The following is a 12,131-nucleotide window of genomic DNA, read 5'->3' as shown; positions in this document are numbered from 1 at the left end:
AGTCGGGTGCTGGCCTGTTTTATCCCCTAGTGGCCTAGTTTGATTTTCGGAGTGGCCTGTTTTGAATTAACCGAGCGGCAACCAATGCTTAGCCGTTGTTCTCGGTAGGACTACTGAGTCGCGCACCGGATGTTCTGGCCTTAGCAATCCTTATGGTCCGCCAAGTGTTCTTCATCCACCGAGGAGAAGTGTTACCGGGGTTCTCCGTGGGTGAACGGAGTTCCTGACAACGAGCCAATCACCGTAGTTCTACGGCTTGGCACGAACTGCACTGGAGCTACCAAGTTTTCCCGGCGTAGACTGCCCCTCTACGTGGGGTTGTGTCATGTCAAATGACCTGTTTTTCCGATTCTGGGCTGTAATCCTAGGTCTCAGCCCGATAGCAATCATGGCGTTTGCTTTCCTTGCAAACTGATAGCTATGTCGGCCCGTATGCACCAACCGGGTCGCTAGATGGCCCCAGCAGCCAGCCTCCCATAGGGCCCCCAAAGGTTGCTGGGGTCGCTAATCAGAGGCCGCCTCAGTTGGCGGCCTCTTTCATTACGAGCCCTTCCCTGAGTCTTCCTCGGGCGCATACTCCAACGACAGTTGGGTGGGGACGACGGGATCGCGCTAGACGGGAGTGAGTACTACCTGTTTCTGGCGAACGAGGCCGACCCTGAGCAGCCCATCCAAATCCTCGCCAAGTTCGTGTCAGAGAGGGAAGCGGGCCGGTTCGCACGGCTCCCCTCGTCCAGATCGTCGGCCCAAAGAAACGGCCCCAGCGCGTTGGAACGAACGCTGAGGCCGTTTGCCCCGCCGCCGAATAGAAAGGGGCCGCCTCGCATCGTGCGGCCCCCAGCCGAGGGAAATTCTCGAAAAACACGCTACGGGATGAAAACAGGACCTGCCCCGGCAAGAGTCCGTTTACACTTATCCACAGGGCTTGGGGATTCCGGGAGAGCACGGTGTTTCCAAGAAAAGGCCCCAAAAGCTAGCCCCATTCCATCTTGTCGGTGACAGCCCCGTGAATAAAAAGGCGCCCAGTCTCAGATCATGGCGCCGTACCAAATTACGAGTGCGAAGATCACCAGCAACGCGATGGTGATGATCTGTTCACCGACGGGTATCGGTTGTTTGTCCATGACCCCGCGCTGAATCGAAACGGCCCCGGACGGGCTTGGGGAACACACCGGGGCCGCTTCATTGGGCGCCCCTGTCCGGAGGAGCGCGATTCACGGTACCGGGAAAAAGTGGCAATGGAAAACTGTCTTCGCGGACTACCCCACAAGTGTCCTAGCGCCAAAAAATAGGCCCCGGCAGTGAAGCCAAAGGCCAGTATTTCCTATGCTCGAAGCGAGCAGGCTCCAATGGGCTATCGTTTAACACGGCGAGTTCCCAATTGCCACTTTTTCCCGATTCCTCAGTCTGTCCTATTTTGCTAGGAGGAGTGTCCTGGTTAGGACAACACCGGTAATCGGGTGCCGGTCTGTTTTATCCCCTGGCGGCCTGGTTTGAATTTTGGCGTGGTCCGTTTTGGATTAAGCGAACAGAAACCAAGGCTTGGCCGATGTTCTCAGTAGGACTACTGAGCGGCCTTATTCACTGTTCTGGGCATATAAATCTTGATGATGTTTAATTCGTTCTTGCGAGAACAAAAGATAGGGCCGTCCGTGACCGGGATGGACCGAACGGCCCCAGCCAGCCCGTAGTACCAAAATGGAAGAATGGGCCGACACTCCCAGTTACGGGACATCAGGCAACCGGTTGCGCGAGAGGCGTTGCTGAGCCCCTTTGACCGATTGGCTAATGCCCCCGGGATTAAGATCGCTCAGCGAGAAACTAACCCACGATAACTTGGTTATAGAGCATCACCGGCACGATTTTGGGCGTCGGTGGCTGAGAGACCTACCGGGCTCCCGCCTTTCATTGGAATGGGAGCGCACGCCATGTGTGCGAAGTGTGTCGAGTTGGACGAAAGAAGCGTCCATTACGCTGCGCTCGCCCGAACGATCACGGATCGGCAGACCGTCGACGGCATCGCGCAGTTAATTGCAGAGCACGAAGCCCAGAAGCGCAAGCTGCATCCGGAGCCGAAAGAGTAAGACCGCCCTCGGCTGGCGAACGCGCTTCGTTCCTGTTTTCAATTGATAGCCCCGCAAACGTTTCTGATATCCGCAGATTGTGCCAACGAGAGAAGCGGCGCTCTTTTTGGCGACCGGCTGTGAACCTTTCGTTGCTCCGGCAAGACCGACCATCACCGGGATTTTTGTTCGTACCCTCTCGGGGCTAGAGCCCAGCGCCGCCTGCAAGATTTTCAAGCGGGCGGCGTTGTGCTGTCCGGCGTCGTTCGATCACTCGAAACGGCCCCGGCGCGCGGGCTAGCGGGATACGCGCCGGGGCCGCCCCCTTTGGCGCTCCGTCCGGAGAGCGCAATTCACTGTATCGGGAAAAAGTGGCAACGGAATGCGCCCTCGCGGATTACCTCATTTTGACAAGTGTCCTAACTGCCCGCAGCGCGGAACATCCCGTCTTTCGATCCGTTGATGATTCATCACCGCACCGCCCGTGGGCATCGACCGGTGATGAGATCGCCCGGTTAGTGCTCCCGCCCAACAACCAGCAGGGTGCAGCGCCATGCAGAAGCGGCGTCGCTTCAGGCACTCGCAATCACCGGAAGAACGTCTTGCCGACGAGGCCATGCGCCTGCGCGAGCAAGCCAGCACGCTTCCCCCATGTACCAAGAAAGAGGCCCTGCTGAGGAAGGCGCGGCATGACGAGACCACCGCTCACTTGACGGAGTGGCTGATGTCCCTGGGTTTGCGGATGCCCCTCTAGATCAGGGAGGACGACCATGCAGGCGAACCACCACCATATCGATGGCGTGGAGGTTGCCTTTGTCTGCGCTGCGGCGGTGTCGCTTGTGGCCCTGTTCGTCAGCGTGGCTTGGCTCTTGCTGCGGTGACATCCAGCGGTGACATCCAGCCGGGGAACGCGGACGGCTGCGGGCTGTTCTGCGCTGCCTCATTCATCGCTTCGACGATCCAAACGAAAAGGGCCCCGGCGAGGGGGACCCGCCGAGGCCAGAACAACTTAGTCACTCGATTCTAGGCCTCACACCGACACTTTGCCGGGTGCGTTTGGAGTACCGGAGTCATACGGACCAAAGATGTGAACCTTGCGCCCCGCTCGTCCGTAGCTGTCCAGGTCAGGATTTTGCCAACCCTCCTGGGGCTAGAACCAACGCCGTCCGTCGTATTTCAATGCGGGCGGCGTTGCTCATTTTTGGGCCCTGGAACAGCAATCCGGGGAACGAACCGAAACCTGGAGAGTCGGTTCTCAAGCTCCCGGCCTTAGCCCCCAAGCCCACCGGGAGTAGCGATCCCCGGCGCTGTGAAACCTCCGGCGCCCGGGGATCGTTGGTTGGCGAAAGGCCGATGCAATCTTCAACAGGAATGACCAATGCGATGACCGGTGGGGACCAGGCAATTGGCTGACGAGGGCCGCCCGCTCCACAAGGCTCGCCCCATGACCTGCTGGTCCCGTCACAAAATAAACGACCCCAGCGCGGGGGCCACGCTGAGGCCGACCTTCCCACATCGTCGGTGCCGTCGGCGGACAGCAACCGAACCTGTGACAACTGGGCGCTGCCCAAGTCGGTTCCTGTTGAGCGAACGTCGTCCGCATATATTTCAAGCGGGCAGCGTTGTGCCGGAAGACACGCCGAGGCCGGAAAACCGGCATCGTCGCGCGGCATCCGCACGCGGGACGCATTGCCGAGATCAATTAACGTGTTAAGATTTATCGACTCCGACAATCAGCCGACAAGAGCCCGGAGCGACGTCAATGCTGACACCGCGGACCAGAGTTTTCCGAGATGCTCGAACGGCCGTCAGAAGAGGAAGCGCTGAAGCTCGCGATTGCGTTCTTCTGGATCCTGGAGCCCGACAGGCGCGCGGAAGTTTTGGCGCTCGCGGAAAAATACGCCAGAGAAGCTCCTGTCGTCGCGGATCGCGTTCACTTCAGCTTGCTCGACCACGTGAGGCACGAAAGCTATCCCGCTTCCGAGCGTCCTGATCCGAAGAAATCGATGTCCTGACCGGGACGGCACCGGCAGGTAACCAGAACCTTCGCCCGGCCATCCTGACGGCTATCGCCGCCCCTGCTCCGACCCGAGTTCCCGGTTCGAGCGGCTGACGAAGCCGGTGCGGAAAGGCGGCCATCCAGCGATGGGCCGCAATCCGTAGTTCTCCGGGCGAGAACAAAGTTCCTGCGGCGGATGGTCCCACACACGCGGCGTGCCGCTTGGATAATCAACAAGTTACCGGCAGGCCTGATCACGCTGGACAACGGGTTTGGCACAATCTGCATAATACCTTAGTACCTCTCCTGACCCCCGAAAAAACTACGTAGCCTTCACAGGAAGACTCAAGGTTCCGCCAGTGTTCGTAACATTGGCGCGTCCGGCCGGCGCTGCCTGCGCGTCGCGAGGCAGGCGATGCGGCCGACGGACGGATCCTCTTCCAGGGTCCATAACGAAGAGCGAATGGGCGCAATTTTCACATTACCGTTTGACGGGTTTTAGTTATTGATACAACTTTTAGTTTAAGATTCGAAGACCGCCTTTCAATTGCGGAACCGGTCCAGATGATCCACAGGGGCGTCGAATTCAGTGTCACGCAGCTGGTGGCCGGCGTCTGGGGATGGCGCTTCCAGATCGGCGATCGGATCTTCACGGGCAAGACCGAGGCGAAACTCGACCTGCTTGCGATCCGCCGGGTGCAGCTGCGGATCGACCGCGAGTTGAACAAGGTCGGGCGGGGACGGACCCGCGGACGCAGCGATTGCGATTGAGGCGCAGTCTGTCCGGCAAGCGCCGGATGATTGTCTTGACGCGTTTTCTTCACGCGAACCAGCGTCGAAAACGCTCTAATCCGCGCTGGCCAGCCGCCGCATCGTGAACTCGATGTCGCCGCCGGGCAGCTCACGCCAGCTCTCGACGGTGCTCATATAGGCCGCCTTCGGATAGCGCTTGAGAAAGTCACGCGCCCGCAGGCGGGCCTGATCCCGCGGCAAGCTGAAGGTCTCGCGCAGATAGCCGTCATCCGGCTTGCGCCGCTCGGCCATCCGGCTGGCGAGATCGCGCGGACGAAACACCATTGCCGCAACTCCGGACCAACTGACGACGCCCCCAATATAGGCGCCGCGCCAGGAGATTCCGAGTCCGTGGGAGACGACGAAGCCGGCCCGAACGGGGGCGCTACTGGCTGCGCTGCGCCGAGCTTGCGGGCTGCGCGGTGCTTCCGGTCTTGGTCTTCGGCTTGGCGGGGGGATGGGCTGTCGCCTTCGGCGCGTCGCTGCGCACGACACCCCAGGGATCGGACGATCCCTTGGCATCGGGAATCTTGCTGAGCGAGTCCTTGTAGGCCTTGTCGTTGACCGCGTCCCGATCCTTCTCCTCCTGGGTCTTGCTTTTGACCTCGGGCATCAGGTTGACGTTCGGCATTTGCGCATAGGCCGGCGCCGACAGCAGCACCGCAACCGCAACCGCGCACAAAACTCTCATAACAACGCTCCTTGCATTTTCAGCAGTGGTATATCACCGCAAGAAAGCCGCCGCCAAGCGCGCCTGCCCCTGCCCTAGAGATGGTCTGATTTGCAGGATTTCGGCGACTGCACCCAGTCGTCCCAGATCGGACCGCAGCGCGTGCAACCGCTCAGCGCAAGCCCGATCGCAATCACGCCGCCCAGCATCGCCAACCTGCGGAACATGTACGCCCCCACCACTGACGAGGGGCAATTGGGCTATGGAACTGGGGCATTTTCAAGCCGGGCACGGCGCTTGCACGCCGCGCACGCGCGTCGGAGCGCAGCGCACGCGCACATCGGTTTGACCAGGCGGCCGCGCAAATTACACTGCGCAACAAAGCAGAAAAGGAATCGATCAAATGACTTTGGCGATGAGCTGGGACGAATGGACGCGGCACGACGGGACGGCGCTCGCCGAGCGCGTCCGGAACGGCGAGCTGACGCCGCGGGAGCTGGCGTCCCAGGCCGCCGCCGCCATCGCCAAGGTCGATCCCGCGCTGACGGGCGTGGTCGAGCTGTTCGACGACGTGATCGCCGATCCCGCACGCGACGGCGCCGATCTCAACGGACCGTTCGCCGGCCTGCCCTTCCTGATGAAGGATCTCGGCCCGACCTTGAAGGGCCGGCTGCAGGAGATGGGCTCGCTGATGATGCGCGGCAATCGCGCGGCGGCGGATACCTTCCTGACGACGAAGCTGCGCAAGGCCGGCCTCAATTTGATCGGCCGCACCACCACGCCGGAGTTCGGGGTCTGCAGCTCGGCCGAAAACCCCGCCGTCTATGTCACGCGCAATCCCTGGAACACCGACTACACCACCTGCGGCTCGTCGGCCGGCAGCGCGGCGATGGTTGCCGCCGGTGCCGTGCCGATCGCGCATGCGACCGACGGCGGCGGCTCGATCCGGATTCCCGCCGGCGTCAACGGCAATATCGGGCTGAAAGTGTCGCGCGGCGTGTTCTCGCTCGCGCCGCATCTGTCCGATCTCACCGGGCTGGTCTCGATCCAGGGCTGCCAGTCGCGCACGGTGCGCGACACCGCTGTCTTCGTCGATGCATGCCGCGGCCCGGCGCCCGGCGAATTCATGCCGTTCTGGACTTCGGCGGAGCCCTATACGGCGATGATCGCGCGCGATCCCGGGCGGCTCAGAATCGCGCTGTCGCACAGCTGGGGCGACTATCGCGCGACGCCGCATATCGCCGCCGAGCTCGCGCGGGTCGGACGCTTCCTCGAAGGCCTGGGCCATCAGGTCGATTACGCACTGCCGTCGATCGACTACGGGGACGCCTTCGCGGCCCAGACCACCTGCTACATCAGCAATTTCGCCGTCGTGATCAGCAACATGCTCGCCGCACGCGGACTGGAGCGGCCGCCGGCGGATTTGATCGAGCCGATCAATATCCGCATCTGGGAGCATGGCAGGCACTTTAGCTTCGCCGATCGCGCCCGCATGCAGGCAACCTTCAACACGACGGCGCGCGGCTTCGGCGCCTTCTTCGAGGATTGGGACATCATCCTGACGCCGATCACGGCGCTGCCGACGCCGAAGGTCGGCACCACGGAATATCTCACCATCAGCGACAATCCGTCGGTGCTGGACTGGTTCGGCAATCTCTGGCGCAACTTCGCCTTCACGCCGCTTGCCAATCTGTGCGGCATCCCGGCGATCTCGCTGCCGCTTGCAACCAACGAGCACGGCCTGCCGCTCGGCATTCAGGCGATCGGAAAACAGGCCGATGACGGGTCGCTGCTGCAGCTCGCGGCCCAGATCGAACGGGCGATCGACGGCAAGTGGAATGACGGCAAGCGGCCTGGCGTGCATGTCACGCGCGACTAGGCAATAAAGAGCAAGCAAGAAACCAAGCGGAGGAAACGGAACGTCATGCAGCAGGCCGGTGAATTCGGGATCGACGACGCGCGACGCGTGCTCGGCGACGTCTTTGCGCCATGGGTGCAGGACCTCAATCTGTCGATCGAGCTGTTCGACTTTGCGCCGCCCGCCGGTGGCGGTGCCGACTGGCAGCCCGGCGCCATCCTGCGCATGCCGTTTTCCGAGCGGCTGTGCCGCCAGGGCGGCATCGTCTGCGGCCAGGCGCTGATGGCGTTCGCCGACACCGCGATGGTGCTCGCCAATCTCGCGGCCAACAAGGGCTATCGTCCGATGACGACGGTCGACCAGACCACGCATTTCATGCGCGCGGCGACCGCGTCCGATGTGCTGGCCGACGCCCGTGTGGTCCGGCTCGGCCGTACCATGAGCTTCGGCCGCGTCACGCTGCTCTCCGCCACCGACAACAAGCCGGTGGCGATGGTGTCGAGCGCATTCGCGATGCTGCCGGGATAGAGCACAATCCGGAAAAGTGCGAAGCGGTTTTCCCTCGCGACAAACGCTAGGCGTTTGCGCGGGGATTATGCTCAAACAAGAAACGTCATTTGCCGAGAACGGCCTCGGCGGCATTGACGATGCTGATCGTCGGGTTCTTTCCGCAATAGGTGCCGAACTTCTTGGCATTCTCCACGAACACATCGGTGTCGATGATCGCCTCGTCGGAATCGCCCTTGTACCAGCCGTCCATCCAGATCAGCACCATCTTGATGGTATCGTCGCCGCCTTCGACGAACTGCTTGCAGGTCATGGTCGACAGATCGAGGACGGTGGCCTTGGCCGGCGCGGACGACAGGGCAAGCGCGACGGCAAGCATGATCGAGGCAGTGAACTTCATCGCAATCTCCATGGACAATGATCTGAAATGAACAGGTCGCCGGAAGCCCAGCGCGTCCGCTCGCGACCTCGTAAGCGAAGCATTGCAGCGAACGCAAGCATGGCATCGCGCAGATCGTTCTGCACGTCGTTTCGGTGCACGGAGTGAGAATCCGTGTCGCCGATTTGTCATGTGACGCCTCAGCGAACGCGCAGTCGAGCTACACGACCTTGACGCGCCTCCTGCGCCAGCGCCAGAACAACCCGACAAGCACGATCAGCACCGCGCCGGCCGCGACTGCCTTCGCGGCAAATCGTCCGCCGGGACGATCGATCAAGCGCGCGAGAAGCGAAACACCCTCGCCCTGACGCGGCAGGCGAAATGCGACCACGCTGTCGCCGACCGATGTGCCGGCTTCGGAATGGCCGCCGGCGCCGATGACGACATATTGCTCGCCCTTCCAGAGATAGGTCATCGGATTGGCGACGCCCGGCACCGGAAGCCGGCCGAGCCACAATTGCTTGCCCGATCTGGCATCGAACGCGCGCAGATAGGCATCCATCGCGCCGGTGAAGACGAGGCCGCCCGCGGTGATCGCGACGCCATTGACCAGCGGCGTGCCGGTATCGAGCGCGATGCCGAGCGGCGCGAGATCCTCGCTGGTGCCGACCGACGAATGCCAGAGGATCTTGCCGGCCTTGAGATCGACCGCCACCGTCTCGCCCCACGGCGGCTTGTTGCACGGCGATCCAACCGCCGACTTCGCCAGCGCCCGCGACATCGCGAACGGCGCCCCTTCCTGCTGACCGAAATCATGTCCGGGCGGCGGGTCGAAGCCCTTGGCCTGGTCGCGCGGGATCAACGTGATGATGTGCGCCGCGTGGCTGACATTGGCGTAGAGGATCTGGTTGACCGGATCGAACGCTGCGCTGCCCCAGTTCACGCCGCCGCCGGTCATCGGATAGACGATCGTGCCTTGCGTCGACGGCGGCGTGTAAAGCCCCTCGTTGCGGGATTGCGAGAGCAGCTTCTCGCAAGCCGAGCTCCCGACGCCCGGCAGCAATCCGGCGACATCATCGGCCGTCATGCGCTGCGTCAGCAGCGGCGGCACGTGGGTCGGGAACGGCTGCGTCGGCGACAGTTTCTCGCCGTCGGCGCCGTTTTGCGGCACCGCGCGCTCCTCGACCGGCCACACCGGCTTGCCGGTGTCGCGATCGAGCACGAACACAAAGCCCTGCTTGGTCGGCTGGATCACGACGTCGCGCATGCCCGAACCGGTGTCGATCCGCGCCAATGTCGGCTGCGCCGGCAGGTCGTAGTCCCAGACGTCGTGATGCACGGTCTGGAATGCCCACACGAGCTCGCCGGTCTCGATCCGCAGCGCGACGACGGAATTGGCGTGCTCGTCATTGCCGGGACGCTTGCCGCCCCAGAAATCGGGACTGGGCGATGTCGTCGGCAGGAACACCAGGCCCCGCTCCTCGTCCACCGACATCGGCGCCCAGACATTGCTGTGACCGGCCTCGATCCCGTCATGCACCAGCGGATCGAACGTCCAGCGCAGCTGGCCGGTCCGCGCGTCAAAGGCCCGCACCGCGCCGAGCGGCGCATCGACCCGCCGGTTGTCGCCGATCGCGGATCCGACCACCACCACGCCGCGTCCCGTCACCGGCGCCGACGTGATCTGGAACTCGCCCGGCCATGCCAGCTTCATGCCGGCGTCGATCTTGATCTCGCCAGCGTTGCCGAAATCAGCGCAAGGCTTGCCGGTTCTGGCGTCGAGCGCGATCAGGCGCGTGTCATTGGTGCCGGTGAAGATGCGTGACTTGCAGGCCGCGCCGTCAGCCGCACGATCATCCGTCCAGTGCGCGACACCGCGGCAGACGAAGCGGTTGGCAGGCCGCTGCGCCATGCTGATCTTCGGATCGAACCGCCATTTCTGCGCACCGGTGCCGGGATCGAGCGCGATCACCTCGTTGAACGGCGTGCAGAGGATCAGGCTGTCCTCGACCAACAGCGGCGTCACCTCGAACTTGGTCCGCTTCATGACCTCGGGCGGGCGCGCGTCGAGATCGCCGGTGCGGAATTCCCAGCCACGCACCAGCGTGCCGACATTGTCTGATGTGATCTGGGTCAACGGCGAGAAGCGCTGTCCCCCGCGGTCACCGCCCCAATACTCCCAGGCGAGCGCCGGCTGGCTACACAGCACCACCGCGGCAACCAGGCGAAACAACGACCGCATTGCGTCCTCCCGCGAGTTGCGATCATCAAGCGTCGCATCTCACGCGGGGAAAGCGTTTACGCGATTGGCGCGTCAGTATCCACCCCTGTGATATCCGCCGCCATCATTGCCGCGATAGCCACCACGACCGCCGCCGATGCCAATTCCGATTCCTATTCCGACAGGCGGCCCGACAGGCTCGTCGACCACGGCAGGAGGCGGACGGCGCACCACCACGACGTCGTCCTCGACCACGACGCGCGGCGGGCGCTTGCCTGCGCGCCGCGGCGGATCGGGATCGACGCGCTTCTTGGCCGGCGCATCGGCCTTCTGCAACTGCGGCGGCGCGGCGTTGCAGGGACAGGTCGGCGCCGCCAGCGCGACATTGGTCGCGGGCACACTGACCGCAGCGGCCGGCGTCAGATCGGGACGATAGCGCAGCCGTTCGATCATCTTGCGCGCGGTGGCTGTAAGGTCGGTGTCAGGATATTGCGCGAGGAAGCCACGATAGGCCGCCGCCGTGTTGGCGAGAATGGCATCATTCCACGCCACCATCCGGCGATGCCGGTCGAGCCAGTCGCGCGCCTGCAGGCCGCGCGGCGTGCCGGCGAAGATCGCGGCGAAGGCCTCATAGGATTCGTCGGTGCCGTCGACCACGATCAACTCGCTTGCGGCCTCGATCGGCTTGCCCTGCAATTCGCGTTTCCATTCGTCGACGGTGCGTTTGGCGGCGGCGGGTTGCGGCGTGGCCGCGGGCGACGCCGAAGCCGAACCTGCCATGAAGCGGAAGTCGTCGGTGAGCGACGAGGAATCCCATGGTGTCTGGCGGCCGTCGGTCACCTTGTACACCGCAAGGCGAACGCGCTTGAACGTGTCCTCGATCGGAATGCCCGGCTCCTTCGCCGAGGCCAGCAACGCGGTCGTATACGGGCTGTTGGCGCCGCTGCCGTCCTCGGCTTCCGCGCCCGGCGACGTCGAGAACGACACGAAGGTGCCGGGCGCGCCGACCCTGGCATCGACGATGGCAAGCCCGTGCCCCGCGGTCTTGCTGAGCTCCGGGAAAGGATTGTTGCGGCAGGCATCGAGCAGCACGATGCGCATCCGGCTCGGCACCGAGGTCAGCGTGTTCAGGATGTCGTTGAGGCGAACCGCCTGGATCGGGATGTCGGCCTCGCGCTTCGGATCGACATCGACCGGCACCAGATAGTTCTCGCCGTCGATCTGCAAGCCATGGCCGGCATAGAACACCAGCGCCACGGTGTCGGCGCCCTTCGCCGCCACTTGTCCGGCGAAGTCGCTGATCCGGGCGCGCATCTCGTCCTGCGACAGATCGGACGCCGCCGTCACCGCAAATCCGGCATCGGTCAGCATCTGCGACATGGCCCTGGCGTCGTTGGCCGGATTGGGCAGCGCCGGCGCGGACTTGTAGGCCGATTGCCCGATCACCAGCGCCAGACGGTTTTCCGCCAATGCCGGTACGGTGCCGAGCAGGATCGCAGCCGGAACGATCAGGCCGAGGAACGAACGGCGAAACATGGCGGCCTCCGGCGGTGACGTCGGAAATGGGTCGAAAGCCGTCAGACCAAGGTTCAAGCCACGCGGCAACCGACGCCGGTTCGCTGCAGAACTGTCGCGGGGTCCG

General features: G+C 63.3%; 10 protein-coding genes. 4 read left to right on the top strand and 6 right to left on the bottom strand.

Annotated features, from left to right (window positions below; translation table 11 throughout):
• Positions 1-3,856: 3,856 nt before the first annotated feature.
• Together K359_RS0149285 and K359_RS0149280 are read left to right on the top strand one after the other, a co-directional pair.
• A complete protein-coding gene (locus K359_RS0149285; protein WP_029085462.1) occupies positions 3,857-4,078 on the top strand; it encodes a hypothetical protein in 222 nt (73 codons plus the stop codon).
• Positions 4,079-4,626: 548 nt separating this feature from the next.
• A complete protein-coding gene (locus tag K359_RS0149280) occupies positions 4,627-4,833 on the top strand; it encodes a hypothetical protein (protein ID WP_029085461.1) in 207 nt (68 codons plus the stop codon).
• Between the two features lie 75 nt (positions 4,834-4,908).
• On the opposite strand, the gene K359_RS0149275 is transcribed toward K359_RS0149280, so the two are convergent.
• The 3 genes from K359_RS0149275 to K359_RS0149265 form a co-directional block, all read right to left on the bottom strand.
• Positions 4,909-5,139, bottom strand: coding sequence for a hypothetical protein (locus tag K359_RS0149275; protein WP_029085460.1), 231 nt, complete (start codon positions 5,137-5,139; stop codon positions 4,909-4,911).
• A 100-nt stretch (positions 5,140-5,239) separates the two neighbouring features.
• Positions 5,240-5,545 carry a hypothetical protein gene (locus K359_RS0149270; RefSeq protein ID WP_029085459.1) on the bottom strand — a complete coding sequence of 102 codons (306 nt, stop codon included), beginning with the start codon at positions 5,543-5,545 and terminating at the stop codon, positions 5,240-5,242.
• Between the two features lie 74 nt (positions 5,546-5,619).
• Positions 5,620-5,751 carry a hypothetical protein gene (locus tag K359_RS0149265; protein ID WP_029085458.1) on the bottom strand — a complete coding sequence of 44 codons (132 nt, stop codon included), beginning with the start codon at positions 5,749-5,751 and terminating at the stop codon, positions 5,620-5,622.
• A gap of 176 nt (positions 5,752-5,927) precedes the next feature.
• On the opposite strand from K359_RS0149265, the gene K359_RS0149260 reads away from it, so the two are divergent.
• Together K359_RS0149260 and K359_RS0149255 are read left to right on the top strand one after the other, a co-directional pair.
• Positions 5,928-7,403 (top strand): amidase, encoded by a 1,476-nt coding sequence (locus tag K359_RS0149260; protein WP_029085457.1) that lies wholly within the window; start codon positions 5,928-5,930, stop codon positions 7,401-7,403.
• A gap of 45 nt (positions 7,404-7,448) precedes the next feature.
• On the top strand, positions 7,449-7,910 hold the full coding sequence (locus K359_RS0149255; protein WP_029085456.1) for a PaaI family thioesterase: 462 nt from the start codon (positions 7,449-7,451) through the stop codon (positions 7,908-7,910).
• An 85-nt stretch (positions 7,911-7,995) separates the two neighbouring features.
• Here K359_RS0149255 and K359_RS0149250 read toward each other — a convergent pair whose 3' ends face one another.
• From K359_RS0149250 to K359_RS0149240, 3 genes are all read right to left on the bottom strand, one after another.
• A complete protein-coding gene (locus tag K359_RS0149250; RefSeq protein ID WP_029085455.1) occupies positions 7,996-8,289 on the bottom strand; it encodes an HdeA/HdeB family chaperone in 294 nt (97 codons plus the stop codon).
• A 199-nt stretch (positions 8,290-8,488) separates the two neighbouring features.
• Complete coding sequence (locus tag K359_RS0149245) at positions 8,489-10,510, bottom strand: pyrroloquinoline quinone-dependent dehydrogenase (protein ID WP_029085454.1); 2,022 nt, start codon at positions 10,508-10,510, stop codon at positions 8,489-8,491.
• 72 nt (positions 10,511-10,582) lie between these two features.
• Positions 10,583-12,025, bottom strand: coding sequence for a caspase family protein (locus tag K359_RS0149240; RefSeq protein ID WP_035978655.1), 1,443 nt, complete (start codon positions 12,023-12,025; stop codon positions 10,583-10,585).
• Positions 12,026-12,131 lie beyond the last annotated feature (106 nt).

Origin of the sequence: Bradyrhizobium sp. th-b2 (genome assembly GCF_000426785.1) — a bacterium.
GTDB lineage: Bacteria > Pseudomonadota > Alphaproteobacteria > Rhizobiales > Xanthobacteraceae > Bradyrhizobium > Bradyrhizobium septentrionale.
Note: the sequence above shows the minus strand (reverse complement) of the source record. Positions and strands in the feature narration are given on the sequence as shown.

Bases quoted from the DNA above. Each gene is read 5' to 3' on its own strand.
- K359_RS0149280 (WP_029085461.1), top strand. From the start codon at position 4,627: ATGATCCACAGGGGCGTCGAATTCAGTGTCACGCAGCTGGTGGCCGGC.
- K359_RS0149245 (WP_029085454.1), bottom strand. From the start codon at position 10,510: ATGCGGTCGTTGTTTCGCCTGGTTGCCGCGGTGGTGCTGTGTAGCCAG.
- K359_RS0149270 (WP_029085459.1), bottom strand. From the start codon at position 5,545: ATGAGAGTTTTGTGCGCGGTTGCGGTTGCGGTGCTGCTGTCGGCGCCG.
- K359_RS0149260 (WP_029085457.1), top strand. From the start codon at position 5,928: ATGACTTTGGCGATGAGCTGGGACGAATGGACGCGGCACGACGGGACG.
- K359_RS0149265 (WP_029085458.1), bottom strand. From the start codon at position 5,751: ATGTTCCGCAGGTTGGCGATGCTGGGCGGCGTGATTGCGATCGGGCTT.
- K359_RS0149255 (WP_029085456.1), top strand. From the start codon at position 7,449: ATGCAGCAGGCCGGTGAATTCGGGATCGACGACGCGCGACGCGTGCTC.
- K359_RS0149250 (WP_029085455.1), bottom strand. From the start codon at position 8,289: ATGAAGTTCACTGCCTCGATCATGCTTGCCGTCGCGCTTGCCCTGTCG.
- K359_RS0149240 (WP_035978655.1), bottom strand. From the start codon at position 12,025: ATGTTTCGCCGTTCGTTCCTCGGCCTGATCGTTCCGGCTGCGATCCTG.
- K359_RS0149275 (WP_029085460.1), bottom strand. From the start codon at position 5,139: ATGGTGTTTCGTCCGCGCGATCTCGCCAGCCGGATGGCCGAGCGGCGC.
- K359_RS0149285 (WP_029085462.1), top strand. From the start codon at position 3,857: ATGCTCGAACGGCCGTCAGAAGAGGAAGCGCTGAAGCTCGCGATTGCG.